Source organism: Streptomyces sp. TSRI0107 (assembly GCF_001905845.1).
In the GTDB taxonomy this organism is placed as follows: Bacteria; Actinomycetota; Actinomycetes; order Streptomycetales; family Streptomycetaceae; genus Streptomyces.
This window is the reverse complement of record NZ_LIVZ01000016.1, coordinates 1-15446: the sequence shown is the minus strand read 5'-3', so window position 1 is coordinate 15446 and position 15446 is coordinate 1. Positions and strand designations below refer to the sequence as shown.

Annotated in this window: 12 protein-coding genes and 1 tRNA gene; 11 read left to right on the top strand and 2 right to left on the bottom strand. The window is 69.4% G+C overall.

All coding sequences use genetic code 11. The annotated features are described in order from the left end of the window. The first annotated feature begins 194 nt into the window (after positions 1 to 194). The 8 genes from dnaN to AMK31_RS34560 all read left to right on the top strand — a co-directional run bounded on the left by dnaN (position 195) and on the right by AMK31_RS34560 (position 10320). Positions 195 to 1325 (top strand): DNA polymerase III subunit beta, encoded by a 1131-nt coding sequence (gene dnaN / locus AMK31_RS34595; RefSeq protein ID WP_073944715.1) that lies wholly within the window; start codon positions 195 to 197, stop codon positions 1323 to 1325. Positions 1326 to 1517: 192 nt separating this feature from the next. Further along, entirely contained in the window at positions 1518 to 2393 is an 876-nt protein-coding gene (gene gnd, locus AMK31_RS34590; RefSeq protein ID WP_073944714.1) for a phosphogluconate dehydrogenase (NAD(+)-dependent, decarboxylating), read from the top strand. Between the two features lie 125 nt (positions 2394 to 2518). Next, positions 2519 to 3640, top strand: a complete 1122-nt coding sequence (recF, locus tag AMK31_RS34585) for a DNA replication/repair protein RecF (RefSeq protein WP_073944713.1) — start codon at positions 2519 to 2521, stop codon at positions 3638 to 3640. Further along, complete coding sequence (locus AMK31_RS34580; protein ID WP_073944712.1) at positions 3637 to 4185, top strand: DUF721 domain-containing protein; 549 nt, start codon at positions 3637 to 3639, stop codon at positions 4183 to 4185. Before recF ends, AMK31_RS34580 begins: the two co-directional genes overlap by 4 nt. Before the next feature lie 483 nt (positions 4186 to 4668). Beyond that, positions 4669 to 6741, top strand: a complete 2073-nt coding sequence (gene gyrB / locus AMK31_RS34575; protein ID WP_198948631.1) for a DNA topoisomerase (ATP-hydrolyzing) subunit B — start codon at positions 4669 to 4671, stop codon at positions 6739 to 6741. Positions 6742 to 6783: 42 nt separating this feature from the next. Then, positions 6784 to 9378, top strand: coding sequence for a DNA gyrase subunit A (gene gyrA / locus AMK31_RS34570; RefSeq protein ID WP_073944711.1), 2595 nt, complete (start codon positions 6784 to 6786; stop codon positions 9376 to 9378). 18 nt (positions 9379 to 9396) lie between these two features. After that, positions 9397 to 10146 carry a DUF3566 domain-containing protein gene (locus AMK31_RS34565; RefSeq protein ID WP_073944710.1) on the top strand — a complete coding sequence of 250 codons (750 nt, stop codon included), beginning with the start codon at positions 9397 to 9399 and terminating at the stop codon, positions 10144 to 10146. A gap of 100 nt (positions 10147 to 10246) precedes the next feature. Beyond that, a tRNA-Ile gene (locus AMK31_RS34560) sits at positions 10247 to 10320 on the top strand. A gap of 47 nt (positions 10321 to 10367) precedes the next feature. On the opposite strand, the gene AMK31_RS34555 is transcribed toward AMK31_RS34560, so the two are convergent. Next, positions 10368 to 11921 carry an MFS transporter gene (locus tag AMK31_RS34555; RefSeq protein ID WP_073944709.1) on the bottom strand — a complete coding sequence of 518 codons (1554 nt, stop codon included), beginning with the start codon at positions 11919 to 11921 and terminating at the stop codon, positions 10368 to 10370. Between the two features lie 155 nt (positions 11922 to 12076). Here AMK31_RS34555 and AMK31_RS34550 point away from each other — a divergent pair, with 155 nt between their 5' ends. Further along, complete coding sequence (locus AMK31_RS34550; protein WP_073944708.1) at positions 12077 to 12814, top strand: TetR/AcrR family transcriptional regulator; 738 nt, start codon at positions 12077 to 12079, stop codon at positions 12812 to 12814. Between the two features lie 185 nt (positions 12815 to 12999). Here the strand turns inward: AMK31_RS34550 and AMK31_RS34545 are convergent, their stop codons facing one another. After that, positions 13000 to 13386, bottom strand: a complete 387-nt coding sequence (locus AMK31_RS34545) for a DUF6344 domain-containing protein (RefSeq protein WP_073944707.1) — start codon at positions 13384 to 13386, stop codon at positions 13000 to 13002. 349 nt (positions 13387 to 13735) lie between these two features. Between AMK31_RS34545 and AMK31_RS34540 the strand changes: the two genes are divergently transcribed. Both AMK31_RS34540 and AMK31_RS34535 read left to right on the top strand, forming a co-directional pair. Further along, positions 13736 to 13864: a DLW-39 family protein gene (locus AMK31_RS34540; protein ID WP_003999697.1), complete on the top strand. Its 129-nt coding sequence runs from the start codon at positions 13736 to 13738 to the stop codon at positions 13862 to 13864. Between the two features lie 164 nt (positions 13865 to 14028). Beyond that, on the top strand, positions 14029 to 15315 hold the full coding sequence (locus AMK31_RS34535; protein ID WP_241842821.1) for a hypothetical protein: 1287 nt from the start codon (positions 14029 to 14031) through the stop codon (positions 15313 to 15315). Positions 15316 to 15446 lie beyond the last annotated feature (131 nt).

The window sequence follows — 15446 nt, the reverse complement described above, 5'->3', positions numbered from 1 at the left end:
GCCCTGTGCACAACTCGCTCTTCGCTGCCCGGCTGCCCCTCGTCACGACTTGACCCCGAGAGGCACCTACTGTCAGTGCGGTGCGTCAGACTGGACCCCGGTGTCCTTCCCCTCACCGGGGCCGGTGACACCGAGACAGACGACGAAGGCGAAGCAGGGCGAGAAGCGCCGGCAACAGCAGGAGGCGGCTTACGGTGAAGATCCGGGTGGAACGCGACGTACTCGCGGAGGCAGTGGCCTGGGCGGCGCGCAGCCTCCCGGCCCGTCCGCCGGCGCCTGTCCTCGCCGGCCTGCTGCTGAAGGCCGAGGACGGTCAGCTGAGCCTGTCGAGCTTCGACTACGAGGTCTCCGCGCGGGTGAGCGTCGAGGCCGAGGTCGAGGAGGAGGGCACGGTCCTGGTCTCCGGCCGCCTGCTCGCCGACATCTCGCGCGCCCTCCCCAACCGGCCGGTGGAGATTTCCACAGACGGTGTACGGGCGACCGTGGTCTGCGGCTCCTCCCGCTTCACCCTCCACACACTGCCTGTGGAGGAGTACCCGTCGCTGCCGCAGATGCCGAACGCCACGGGCACCGTTCCCGGCGAGGTCTTCGCCTCCGCCGTGCAGCAGGTGGCCATCGCGGCCGGCCGTGACGACACGCTGCCCGTGCTCACCGGTGTGCGCATCGAGATCGAGGGCGACACGGTCACGCTGGCCTCCACCGACCGCTACCGCTTCGCGGTCCGCGAGTTCCTGTGGAAGCCGGAGAACCCGGACGCCTCCGCGGTCGCCCTGGTGCCCGCCAAGACGCTCCTGGACACCGCCAAGGCGCTCACCAGCGGCGACAGCGTCATCCTGGCGCTTTCCGGCTCCGGCGCGGGCGAGGGCCTGATCGGTTTCGAGGGCGCGGGCCGGCGGACGACCACCCGCCTGCTGGAGGGTGACCTCCCGAAGTACCGCACGCTGTTCCCGACGGAGTTCAACAGCGTCGCCGTGATCGAGACCGCCCCGTTCGTGGAGGCCGTCAAGCGTGTGGCGCTGGTCGCCGAGCGCAACACCCCGGTGCGGCTCAGCTTCGAGCAGGGCGTGCTGATCCTGGAGGCGGGATCCAGCGACGACGCACAGGCTGTGGAAAGGGTCGACGCCCAGCTGGAGGGCGACGACATCTCGATCGCCTTCAACCCGACCTTCCTGCTGGACGGTCTGAGCGCGATCGACTCCCCGGTGGCCCAGCTGTCCTTCACCACGTCCACCAAGCCCGCGCTGCTCAGCGGCAAGCCGGCGCTGGACGCGGAGGCGGACGAGGCCTACAAGTACCTGATCATGCCGGTGCGTCTCAGCGGCTGATCGCCTTCGGCAGCGGTCGGCGGCAGCGGGAAACCGCAGCTCAGGGCATGTGTGCGTATGAGCGCGTATGCCCACAGGTGTGCACGAGAATCCGGGTTTAGGCTCGGACACAGGTACGCCGGTGCCGGGGCGGGAAACCGCCCGGCACGGCCGTGCCGTCACGCCACCTCGGACACCTAAGGAACACAACTGATGGAGCTCGGTCTCGTCGGCCTCGGCAAGATGGGCGGCAACATGCGCGAGCGGATCCGCCGCGCGGGCCACACCGTCGTCGGATACGACCGCAATGCGGACCTCGCCGATGTCCACAGCCTGGAAGAGCTTGTGGGCAAGCTCAAGGGCCCGCGCGTCGTATGGGTCATGGTGCCGGCCGGTGAGGCCACCCAGCAGACCGTCGACCAGCTCGCCGAGCTGCTGGAGCCCGGTGACATCGTCGTGGACGGCGGCAACTCGCGCTGGACGGACGACGAGAAGCACGCCGCCCAGCTGGCCGCCAAGGGCATCGGTTTCGTGGACTGCGGCGTCTCCGGCGGTGTGTGGGGCCTGGAGAACGGCTACGCGCTGATGTACGGCGGCGACGCCGAGCACGTCGCCAAGGTGCAGCCGATCTTCGACGCGCTGAAGCCGGAGGGCGACTTCGGCGCGGTGCACGCCGGCAAGGTCGGCGCGGGCCACTTCGCGAAGATGGTCCACAACGGCATCGAGTACGCCATGATGCAGGCCTACGCCGAGGGCTGGGAGCTGCTGGAGAAGGTCGACTCCGTGGAGAACGTCCGCGAGGTCTTCCGCTCCTGGCAGGAGGGCACGGTCATCCGTTCCTGGCTGCTGGACCTGGCGGTCAACGCCCTCGACGAGGACGAGCACCTGGACGAGCTGCGCGGTTATGCACAGGACTCCGGCGAGGGCCGCTGGACTGTGGAAGCCGCCATCGACAACGCCGTGCCGCTGCCCGCGATCACGGCCTCCCTGTTCGCGCGGTTCGCCTCGCGTCAGGACGACTCGCCGCAGATGAAGATGATCGCCGCGCTGCGCAACCAGTTCGGTGGCCACGCGGTCGAGAAGAAGTAATCCACACCCTGGGGAAACCCCGGGACGCACGTCCCGGGGAACTCCGGGACACACTGCCCGGGGAAACCCGGGAACCCCCGGGTACCACCCGGGGAGACCACGCCGGGGAGGTCGGCGAAACGACCATGCACGTCACGCATCTGTCGCTGGCCGACTTCCGCTCGTACGCCCGGGCCGAGGTCCCGCTCGACGCGGGCGTCACCGCGTTCGTCGGCCCCAACGGCCAGGGCAAGACGAACCTCGTCGAGGCCGTCGGCTATCTCGCGACCCTCGGCAGCCACCGCGTCTCCTCCGACGCACCCTTGGTCCGCATGGGCGCCGAGCGGGCGATCATCCGCGCCCAGGTCCGGCAGGGCGACCGGCAGCAGCTGGTCGAGCTGGAGCTGAACCCCGGCAAGGCCAACCGCGCCCGCATCAACCGGTCGTCGCAGGTCAGGCCCCGCGATGTGCTCGGCATCCTGCGTACCGTCCTGTTCGCGCCGGAGGACCTGGCGCTGGTGAAGGGCGACCCCGGTGAGCGGCGCCGCTTCCTCGACGAGCTGATCACCGCCCGCTCTCCGCGCATGGCCGGTGTGCGCTCGGACTACGACCGGGTCCTCAAGCAGCGCAACACCCTGCTGAAGACGGCCGCGCTGGCCCGCCGGCACGGCGGCCGGTCCATGGACCTGTCCACCCTCGACGTCTGGGACCAGCACCTCGCCCGCGCGGGTGCCGAACTGCTGGCCCAGCGCGTCGATCTGATCAACGCGATCCAGCCGCTCGCCGACAAGGCGTACGAGCAGCTTGCTCCCGGCGGCGGCCCGATCACCCTGGACTACAAGCCGTCCGCCCCCGGCGAGGCCCACACCCGCGAGGCGCTGTTCGAACAGCTGATGGCGGCGCTCGCCGACGTCCGCAAGCAGGAGATCGAGCGGGGCGTCACTCTCGTCGGCCCGCACCGCGACGACCTGCTGCTCAAGCTCGGCGAACTCCCCGCCAAGGGCTACGCCTCGCACGGCGAGTCCTGGTCGTACGCGCTGGCCCTGCGCCTCGCCTCCTATGACCTGCTGCGCGCCGAGGGCAACGAGCCGGTGCTGATCCTGGACGACGTGTTCGCCGAGCTGGACGCCCGCCGCCGTGAGCGGCTGGCCGAGCTGGTCGCGCCCGGGGAGCAGGTGCTGGTGACGGCCGCGGTCGACGACGACGTACCCGGCGTACTGACCGGGACGCGGTACGCCGTGTCCGGCGGGACGGTGGAGCGCGTATGAACGAGTCCGACAAGCGCGACGGCCCCGAGCGGCCGAAGCAGCCCGAGCCGTCCGGCGTCGACCTCGCGCGCGTGGCGCTGCGCGCGGCGAAGGAGGCGGCACGCGCGCGTGGGGACGCGGCGCAGCAGAAGAAGCAGGCCCGGCGCGGCGGTGGCCTGCGCTCCGGCGCGCGCGCCGACGGCCGCGATCCGATGGCGCTCGGCGCGGCGATCAACCGGCTGCTCACCGAGCGCGGCTGGGAGGCGCCGGCCGCGGTGGGCGGGGTCATGGGCCGCTGGCCGGAGATCGTCGGCGAGGACCTGGCCAAGCACTGCGTGCCGGACCGGTACGACGAGGACGAGCGGGTGCTCGTGGTGCGCTGCGACTCCACGGCCTGGGCGACGAACCTGCGGCTGCTCGCCCCGCAGCTGGTGGCCCGGCTGAACGAGGACCTGGGCCACGGCACGGTCCGGATGATCAAGGTCTTGGGTCCGGGTGGCCCCGCCCGCCGCTACGGCCCCCTGCGCGCTCCGGGCAGCACCGGGCCCGGCGACACCTACGGCTGAGCGCCGGTACCTGGGTCTGAGGGCCGGCACCTGGGTCTGAGCGCCCCGCGAGCGCGTCCGCGGCCGGGCGCGGACCTTCACCGGGCTCACGTGACCGACCTCACGTTCACTCGCCCCAGAGCCCCCCTTTTCCACAGCGGTCACTGTCTTGTCATACAACCGCACGCGCATGCGAATTTCGACCTGACCGGGGAGTAGCTATGGGTTGACACCTCGAAGCGCTGGGTGCCGCTGTGAGCCTCTTGGAGCCCCCATCCGCATATCGGGACCCGATCGAGGACGGTTCAGGGCGGCACATGCGGACTCAGGTACCGGCAAACCCCCATCACTGTCAGTGCTACCGGTAGACTGGAAGACAATCCCGCCCCGAACGTGGGGACCGCCCGGGAAACGCTGAGCAACGCTGATCAAGGCTTACCAACGCAACATGCCGCAGCCGCTCCGGCAGCCCTCCAAGAGGGGGTACTCCCAGGAGCCCGGCTCGTGCTGTGCCAGAAAGGGCGCTTCGTGGCCGATTCCGGCAACCCCAACGAGAACATCCCGTCCACCGAGGCCATGGCAGAAGGTGCCGAGGCCTCCGTCACTGCGTCCTACGACGCCAGTGCCATCACCGTCCTCGAGGGTCTGGACGCGGTCCGCAAGCGACCCGGTATGTACATCGGCTCCACCGGTGAGCGTGGCCTGCATCACCTCGTGTACGAGGTCGTCGACAACTCCGTCGACGAGGCGCTGGCCGGGCACGCGGACACGATCGAGGTGACGATCCTCGCCGACGGCGGCGTCCGTGTCGTCGACAACGGCCGTGGCATCCCGGTGGGCATCGTCCCGTCCGAGGGCAAGCCGGCCGTCGAGGTCGTGCTGACCGTGCTCCACGCGGGCGGCAAGTTCGGCGGCGGCGGCTACGCGGTCTCCGGTGGTCTGCACGGCGTCGGCGTCTCGGTGGTGAACGCCCTGTCCAGCAAGGTCTCCGTCGAGGTGAAGACGGACGGCCACCGCTGGACGCAGGACTACAAGATGGGCGTTCCGACGGCCCCCCTCGCCCAGCACGAGGCCACGGACGAGACCGGCACCTCGGTCACCTTCTGGGCCGACGGCGACATCTTCGAGACCACGGAGTACTCCTTCGAGACGCTGTCGCGGCGTTTCCAGGAGATGGCGTTCCTGAACAAGGGACTGACCATCAAGCTCACCGACGAGCGCGAGTCGGCGAAGGCCACGGCCGGCGCGGACGAGGCGGGCGCGGACGAGAAGGACGAGCCCAAGACCGTCACGTACCACTACGAGGGCGGCATCGTCGACTTCGTGAAGTACCTCAACTCCCGCAAGGGAGACGTGGTGCACCCCACCGTCATCGACCTGGAGGCGGAGGACAAGGACAAGAGCCTCTCCCTCGAAGTCGCGATGCAGTGGAACAGCGGCTACAGCGAGGGCGTCTACTCCTTCGCCAACATCATCCACACCCACGAGGGCGGCACCCACGAAGAGGGCTTCCGCGCGGCGCTGACGAACCTGATCAACAAGTACGCGCGCGACAAGAAGCTGCTCCGCGAGAAGGACGACAACCTCACGGGTGACGACATCCGCGAGGGTCTGACCGCGATCATCTCGGTCAAGCTGAGCGAGCCCCAGTTCGAGGGCCAGACCAAGACCAAGCTGGGCAACACGGAGGCCAAGACCTTCGTGCAGAAGGCGGTCTACGAGCACCTCACCGACTGGCTGGACCGCAACCCCAACGAGGCCGCGGACATCGTCCGCAAGGGCATCCAGGCGGCCACCGCGCGCGTGGCGGCCCGCAAGGCCCGCGACCTGACCCGCCGCAAGGGCCTGCTGGAGACCGCGTCGCTGCCGGGCAAGCTGTCCGACTGCCAGTCGAACGACCCGACCAAGTGCGAGATCTTCATCGTCGAGGGTGACTCCGCCGGCGGTTCGGCCAAGTCCGGCCGCAACCCGGAGTACCAGGCGATCCTCCCGATCCGGGGCAAGATCCTCAACGTCGAGAAGGCGCGGATCGACAAGATCCTGCAGAACCAGGAGATCCAGGCGCTGATCTCCGCCTTCGGCACCGGGGTCCACGAGGACTTCGACATCGAGAAGCTCCGGTATCACAAGATCATCCTGATGGCGGACGCCGACGTCGACGGCCAGCACATCAACACCCTGCTGCTGACCTTCCTGTTCCGCTTCATGCGGCCGCTGGTCGAGGCGGGCCATGTGTTCCTGTCCCGTCCCCCGCTGTACAAGATCAAGTGGGGCCGGGAGGACGTCGAGTACGCGTACTCCGACCGCGAGCGCGACGCACTGCTCGAGATGGGCCGCCAGCGCGGCAAGCGGGTCCGCGAGGACTCGATCCAGCGCTTCAAGGGCCTCGGCGAGATGAACGCCGAGGAGCTGCGCGTGACGACCATGGACCAGGAGCACCGCGTCCTCGGCCAGGTCACCCTCGACGACGCCGCCCAGGCCGACGAGCTGTTCTCGGTCCTGATGGGCGAGGACGTCGAGGCCCGCCGCGCGTTCATCCAGCGCAACGCCAAGGACGTCCGCTTCCTCGACATCTGAGTCGGTCTCAGCTGACCGCACCAGGAAGGATCCTCACCAGCAATGGCCGACGAGAACACCCCCGTCACCCCTGAAGAGGGCGGCGACATCGCCATGCGGATCGAGCCCGTCGGGCTCGAGACGGAGATGCAGCGCTCGTACCTCGACTACGCGATGTCCGTCATCGTCTCGCGTGCGCTGCCGGACGTCCGGGACGGCCTCAAGCCCGTCCACCGCCGCGTGCTGTACGCGATGTACGACGGCGGCTACCGCCCCGAGCGCGGCTTCTACAAGTGCGCGCGCGTGGTCGGCGACGTCATGGGCAACTACCACCCCCACGGCGACAGCTCCATCTACGACGCCCTGGTCCGCCTCGCCCAGCCGTGGGCGATGCGCATGCCGCTCGTCGACTCCAACGGCAACTTCGGTTCCCCGGGCAACGACCCGGCCGCGGCCATGCGGTACACCGAGTGCAAGATGGCGCCACTGTCGATGGAGATGGTCCGCGACATCGACGAGGAGACCGTCGACTTCACGGACAACTACGACGGCCGCTCCCAGGAGCCGACCGTCCTGCCCTCCCGCTTCCCGAACCTGCTGATCAACGGCTCCGCCGGTATCGCGGTCGGCATGGCGACCAACATCCCGCCGCACAACCTGCGCGAGGTCGCCGCCGGCGCCCAGTGGTACCTGGAGAACCCCGAGGCCTCGCACGAGGAGCTGCTGGACGCGCTCATCGAGCGCATCAAGGGCCCCGACTTCCCGACCGGCGCCCTCGTCGTCGGCCGCAAGGGCATCGAGGAGGCCTACCGCACCGGCCGCGGCTCGATCACCATGCGCGCGGTCGTCGAGGTCGAGGAGATCCAGAACCGCCAGTGCCTGGTGGTCACGGAGCTGCCGTACCAGACCAACCCGGACAACCTCGCGCAGAAGATCGCCGACCTGGTGAAGGACGGCAAGATCGGCGGCATCGCGGACGTCCGCGACGAGACGTCGTCCCGTACGGGCCAGCGCCTGGTGATCGTCCTGAAGCGGGACGCGGTCGCCAAGGTCGTCCTGAACAACCTGTACAAGCACACCGACCTGCAGACCAACTTCGGCGCGAACATGCTGGCGCTGGTGGACGGCGTGCCCCGCACCCTCTCGCTGGACGCGTTCATCCGTCACTGGGTGACGCACCAGATCGAGGTCATCGTCCGCCGTACGCGTTTCCGGCTGCGCAAGGCCGAGGAGCGCGCGCACATCCTGCGCGGCCTCCTGAAGGCCCTGGACGCCATCGACGAGGTCATCGCGCTGATCCGGCGCAGCGAGACCGTCGAGATCGCCCGCGGCGGCCTGATGGACCTGCTGGAGATCGACGAGATCCAGGCCAACGCGATCCTGGAGATGCAGCTCCGCCGTCTCGCGGCCCTGGAGCGGCAGAAGATCGTCCAGGAGCACGACGAGCTCCAGGCGAAGATCAGCGAGTACAACGAGATCCTGGCCTCCCCGGTCCGCCAGCGCGGCATCGTCAGCGAGGAGCTCGCCGCGATCGTCGAGAAGTACGGCGACGACCGCAAGACCCAGCTGGTGCCCTACGACGGTGACATGTCCATCGAGGACCTGATCGCCGAGGAGGACATCGTCGTCACCGTCACGCGCGGCGGCTACGTCAAGCGCACCAAGACGGACGACTACCGCGCCCAGAAGCGCGGCGGCAAGGGCGTACGCGGCGCGAAGCTGAAGGAAGACGACATCGTCGACCACTTCTTCGTCTCGACCACGCACCACTGGCTGCTGTTCTTCACCAACAAGGGCCGGGTGTACCGCGCGAAGGCGTACGAGCTGCCGGACGCCGGCCGGGACGCGCGCGGTCAGCACGTCGCCAACCTGCTGGCCTTCCAGCCGGACGAGGCGATCGCCGAGATCCTCGCGATCCGCGACTACGACGCGGCGCCGTACCTGGTCCTGGCCACCAAGGCCGGCCTGGTGAAGAAGACCTCGCTGAAGGACTACGACTCCCCTCGCTCGGGTGGCGTCATCGCCATCAACCTGCGGGAGCGGGAGGACGGCTCCGACGACGAGCTGATCGGCGCCGAGCTGGTTTCGGCCGACGACGATCTGCTGCTGATCAGCAAGAAGGCGCAGTCGATCCGATTCACGGCAACGGACGAGTCGCTGCGGCCCATGGGCCGTGCCACCTCGGGCGTCAAGGGCATGAGTTTCCGTGAGGGAGACGAACTGCTCTCGATGAATGTTGTTCGACCCGGTACGTTCGTGTTCACTGCCACCGACGGCGGGTACGCGAAGCGGACCGCTGTCGACGAGTACCGCGTTCAGGGACGCGGCGGCCTCGGCATCAAGGCCGCCAAGATCGTCGAAGACCGCGGTTCGCTCGTCGGTGCGCTGGTGGTCGAGGAGACCGACGAGATCCTCGCCATCACGCTGTCGGGCGGTGTGATTCGTACGCGAGTCAACGAGGTCAGGGAGACGGGCCGTGACACCATGGGCGTCCAACTGATCAATCTGGGCAAGCGCGATGCCGTCGTCGGCATCGCACGTAACGCCGAGGCGGGGCGCGAGGCGGAGGAGGTCGACGGCGACGTGGCCGTCGACGAGACCGCCGAGGACGCCGTGACCAGCGGCACGGACGAGGGTGAGGCGCCCTCGGCCGAGTAGCACGAGGAGTGAGTCAGCGTGAGCGGAGCCACGGGCGCCGGATCGGCCGGTACCTCGACGGGTCGTACGACCGGTCAGGAAACGGACGGCGGCGCCCGTGGCTCCGCCGCGCCGGCGACGGATCCGCACACGACCAACCTCCAGGCGGTCAAGCCGTCGGAGCGGAAGACGAAGCCCTCGCCCTCGCCTGACACTCATGGATCCCAGGGGGGAACTGTGACGGACACCCGAGGCCCGCAGACCCAGCAGCAGGGGGCCTCGCCGCTGCCCGGGGAACGGCAGCCGCAGCAGCCCTCCGGGCCGTACCACCCGCCGCAGGCCTACCCCGCGCAGGGGCAGGGCGGTCAGGCGGGCGGTGCCGTACGCCGCCCGCGCACCGGCGCGCGCACCACTCCGCGCGTCCGCAAGGCACGGCTGCGGGTGGCCAAGGCCGACCCGTGGTCGGTGATGAAGGTCAGCTTCCTGCTGTCGATCGCGCTGGGCATCTGCACCATCGTCGCGGCGGCCGTGCTGTGGATGGTCATGGACGCGATGGGCGTCTTCTCGACCGTCGGCGGCACCATCTCCGAGGCGACCGGCTCCAACGAGTCGAACGGCTTCGACCTGCAGGCGTTCCTGTCCCTGCCGAACGTCCTGCTCTTCACGTCGATCATCGCGGTCATCGACGTCGTCCTCGCGACGGCCCTCGCCACCCTCGGAGCGTTCATCTACAACCTCTCCGCGGGCTTCGTGGGCGGTGTGGAACTGACGCTCGCCGAGGACGAGTGAGCCGCCGGTCCCCATCGAATCCCCATCGATTTTGGGACTGCCCCGGTCGTGCGCTAATCTTCAGGAGTCAGCGCGCGGGACACACACCGCAGAGCGCGGCGGGGCTATAGCTCAGTTGGTTAGAGCGCATCCCTGATAAGGATGAGGCCACAGGTTCAAATCCTGTTAGCCCCACAGCGAGAAGACCCCCGGTCCGGATGGATCGGGGGTCTTCTGTGTCGTCAGGCGATCGGCTGCGGGGTGTTCTCCGGGTTCTTCTCCGGGGTCTCGGGGGCGTCTTCGGCGGGCTGCTCGGGCTTGTTGTCGCGCATCACCAGGGTGGCGACGACCGCGGCGGCGAGGACGCCGATCGCGCTGAGGGTGAAGGTCGTGGACATAGAGGTGGTGAAGGCCTCGCGGGCGGCGGGCAGCAGGCCGCTGTCGGGTTCGGCGACGGCCAGGGCGCCCGCGATGGACTCCTTGGCCTGCTCAGGGGCGTCGGAGGGCATCTCGGCGGTGTAGGAGCTGGTCAGCAGCGAGCCGAGGATGGCGATGCCGAGGGCGGTTCCCGCCTGCTGGATGGTGTCGTTGAGGGCGGAGCCGACGCCGGCCTTGTCGGCCGGGATGGTGCCCATCAGCGCGGCGACCGCGGCCGGCATCGCCATGCCGGCGCCGAGGCCCAGCAGGCCCAGGGCCACCGCCGGGACGGTGAAGCCGGAGTCGGTGGTGACCGTGGCCAGCAGGCCGAAGGAGCCCGCCATCACGAGCATGCCGGCCAGGATGACGAACCGGTTGCCGATCTTCTGCGCGAGCTTCACTCCGCCGCCGTTGCCGACGAGGGCCGCGACCGCCATCGGCAGGAAGGCCAGACCGGCCTTGACCGGCGAGTAGCCGAGCACGAACTGCAGGTACTGGGTGAGGACCAGCAGCAGACCGCCGTTGCCGATCTGGACGAGCGCCAGGGAGAGCGAGCCGCCGCTGAAGTTGCGGTGCTTGAACAGGACCAGCGGGACCATCGGGGACGAGGTGACGTTCTCCCAGATCACGAAGGAGATGAGCGCGACCGCCGCGACGGCCGACGTGATCAGGGAGTCGCCGCCGAACGCGCCGTGCTGCGGGATCTCGATGATCCACCAGACCAGCGCGGTCATACCGGTGGCGGACAGCAGCGCGCCGAGCGGATCGGGCTTCTGCCAGGGCGCCCTGGACTCCGGCATCAGGGTGCGGCCGGCGATGAGGGCGAGGACGACGATCGGCACGTTGATCAGGAAGATCGACTGCCAGGAGAAGTGGTCGATGAGGACGCCGCCCAGGACCGGGCTGCCGACCAGGCCGAGCATCGACACCGAACCCCAGGCGGCCATCGCCTTGCCGCGCTCCTCCTCGTCGAAGACGGTGATGAGGATCGACAGCGTGGACGGCATGATCAGCGCCCCGCCGACACCCATGGCGACCCGTACGGCGATCACCTCGCCGGGGCTGGAGCAGAAGACCGCCCCCAGTGACGCCGCCCCGAAGAGGAGCAGGCCGATCAGCATCACCTTCCGCCGGCCGAAGCGGTCGCCGAGGCTGCCGGAGGTCAGCAGGAGGCCCGCGAAGACCAGGATGTAGGAGTCGAGGATCCACTGGGTGTCCTGGGCGGTGGCCTCGATGTCCTCGGTCATCGCCGGCACCGCGACGGTCAGCGCCATGTTGTCGACGACCAGGACGAGCGTGCTCAGGCAGAGCACCACGAGGATCCACCAGCGGCGCGGGTCGCGGCTCTGCGACTGAGGTTGTTCGGTGCGGGCGTTCATGAGGCTGCTCCCCCTGCGTTCTCATCCGTTGCGAACTCTTGCGAACACTGTTCCTTCGTTGCGAACACTGTACGCAGAGCGGAACAGTGTGCGCAAGAGTCGAACTCTGTACGCTGGATGCGAACGATGTACGCATCGATGCGCGAGGAGAGCCCATGGCCCCGAGGTCCAAGCAGGACGAGAACCCGATCCCCTCAGTCTGGGCCCGCCGCCGCAGCGAACCCGACCAGCCCGCCCTCAGCCGCGCGGTGATCGTCCGCGAGGCCGTCGCGATGCTGGACGCCGAGGGTGTCGAGGCGCTCAGCATGCGCAAGCTCGCCGCCCGCCTGAACGCCGGCGCGACCTCCCTCTACCGGCATGTCGCCACCAAGGACGAGCTGATGGAGCTGGCCGTGGACGAGGTCGCCGCCGAGATCCACGTACGGCCCGCCGGTGGCGCCGACTGGCGGGCCGCCGTCACCGAGGCCGCCACCTCCTTCCGCGCGACCTCCCTGCGCCACCCCTGGCTGTCGTCCGTGCTCGGTCAGGCGGGTCTGGCCTACCTCGGCCCCAATCTGATGTCCTTCTCCGAGCGCCTGGCCGCCCTGTTCACGGCCGTCGGCTTCCCGGAGCCGAGCCGCGCCATCGACACCGTGCTGTCGTACGTCATCGGCATGAGCACCACGGAGAGCGCCTGGCTCGTCACCGTGGCCCGGTCCGGCGAGAGCGAGGCCGACTTCATCGCCCGCCTCATGCCCGCCGCTCAGCAGGCGGCCTCCGAGCACGACCATCTGTCGACCTCGTACGGCAAGGCCATGGAGGCGGCCGGCGACCCCGTGGCCCTGCGCGACACCAAGTTCGCCTACGGCCTGGAGGTCGTCCTCGACGGACTGGCGCTGCGGCTCCCGCAGTAGGGCACACACGCGCACGAAGGCCCGGCCACCTAGGGGTGACCGGGCCACTTCGTGAGGGCGTGTACGCAGTTCGCCGTTCTGACAGGTTGGATCCAGGGGGGAAGGAGGATCAGGCCTTACGGGGTGGATTGGGTTTTGTTCGGTCTGATCTGGTCTGGGCTGGGCTGAGGGTTCGGCGGTCACCCTCAGCGCTGCAGTGGCGGTGCGATGGGCTCGGTCAGTTCGGCCGGTTCTGCCTGGGACGCGGGGGCCGGTGGGGCGCAGTCGGTGGTCGCCGGGGCGGCGTCAGCGAGGGGGCGGTGCCGGCAGCTCGGGGACTTTCCGTGGGCCTCGGCCCGGATCCGTTGCTTCATCGTGGGGGGCAGTGACCTGGCGTAGGACCAGGACCAGGACCAGGGGGCCATCGCCGGTGTCGTGACCGGGGCGGTCGTGTCGTCGCTGCTGTTGCGGCTGGACTCGGTCTGCGGTACCGCCGCGGCGGCGGTCGTGGTGATGAGTCCGAGCGCCGTGCACAGCGCGAGGAAGGCGGTGACGAGTGCGGTCCACAGATTCATGACCTTGTTGCGGGCCATGGCCCCTCACTTTCGGGTCGGGCGATTTGCGTACTTTCCTCATGATGTGTATGAGGGTCGCGAAGTGGTGGACCGACGCCCGTGGCGCGGCGATGTTCAGATCAACACCACTCGAATGGGCGCAAGAGCTCAGAAGAAGCCCTATAGAGGAAGAAAAGTTGCGAAAAGCGGCAAGGTGTGACGCTCGGTGCTGATGTGATCACCCTCGGATCGGAGTGGCCGCGTCCGCTTCTAAAGCGGTACCCCAGGCGGCAGTTGAGCCCGGGGCGCAGGTCACCGATCGATATCGGTCGGTGTGTATAGTCGGGCGCCAGAGGTCCCCTACGTCAAGGAAAGACGAGGTCGCGCGGTGAAGAAGCTTCTCCTGGTCGCACTGGCCGCCATCGGCGGGCTCCTCGTGTACCGCCAGATCCAGGCGGATCGCGCCGAGCAGGATCTGTGGACGGAGGCGACTGACTCCGTGCCCACGGGTTCGTGACCACCGACATACCCTTCCGGGCACTCGGGACAGCCCGAGCACTCGGAACAGTCTGAACAGACCCCGGCCGCCGTTGCGGTCGGGGTTTCGTGTGTGGACGGTGAGGACGCCTGGGTAAGGGGGCCCGCGTGAGGTGGTGTCGTTCATCGGCGGTACGCGCGCGCGTGACCGTCACCGGAGTGGTATTAGGGGCACTGGCCGCACTGACGGCGTCACCCGCCTCCCCCGCTCCCCGCACGTCGGCCGATGCCGACGACCACTCGTACGCCTTCGCGGAGGACGCCCGGCGCGTACCCGGCGCGACGACCACCACCGGCGCGGCCCCTCTGCGCCCCGGCGGCACCTACCGCAGCACCCTCCCCGCCGACGGGACCGCCTACTACCGACTCGACCTCGACGCCACATCGAACGCGTACGTCGCCGCCACCGCCGTACCCGGCCCCGACGCCGGCGTCTCGGCCTCCGACGGCGTCGACGTGTCCGTGCAGGACGGCGACGGCCGCTCCTGCTCCTACGACAGGAAGATCATCGGCTCCTCCCGCAGCCCGCGTCCGATCACCGCCTGGGGCGCGCGTGAGACGGGCGGAACGCGGTGCGCGGACTCCGGGACGTACTACGTCGTCGTCGAACGCGTCCGACCCGGTGGAGCCACGGCCGGCTCGGCGCCGGAACCCTGGGAGCTGGAACTCACCGTCGTCACCGAACCCCAGCCGGCCCGGCCCGGCGCCACCGACGCGCCCCGGGCGTGGGACTCCGCCTCCCCCGTGCCGCCCGCGGACGAACCCGAGCGGCGACCGGGCGGTGCCGGGTTCGACACGGCGGCGACCGTGGGGCAGGGCGGGTGGAGCGCCGAGATCGAACCCGGACAGACCCTGTTCTACGAGGTTCCCGTCGACTGGGGACAACAGCTGTCGGCCACCGCCGAACTGGGCAGCGCGGGCGGCGACGACCGCCACGACTACGCCGTCGGCGCGCTGAACCTGGCCCTCCACAACCCCGTGCGTGCCCTCGTCGTCGACGACGGCACCGGCTACGACGGCAGACAGCAGTCCGCCTCGCTCGATCCCCTGCCGCCCGTCGACTTCGCCAATCGGTACGCCACCGCAGACCGGGTGAGCGGCATGCGGTTCGCCGGCTCCTACTACCTCGTCGTCCACCTCGCCGCCCAGGTCGCCGAGAAGGTCGGCCCCGGGCCGTTCGGGCTGACGCTGCGGGTGCGGGTGAAGGGTGACCCCCAGGACGGTCCCCTCTACGCCGACCGGTCCGTGCCCGAAGGGCTCTTCGACCTCACGGAGGGGGAGCGGGAGGCTTCGGCAGACAGCGCCGGGGGAGACGGCGTCGCGATGAAGGCGGTCGCGGCGGGCGGATTCGGCGCGGGGACGCTGATTCTGGTGGGGCTGGCGGTGTGGACGGTGCGGGGGCGGCGGCGGTCTGGGGCGGTCGCGGGCTAGGGGGTGTCTCGTCGATCAGGCCGGATCAGGGAGCGGTGCCAGACGCCGCGAGCCCGGCATGATCGGCGAGACACCCCCTAGGTGTATTGATCACGAGCGTTGTTGACACTCGTCAGTGCTTGATCATGGCG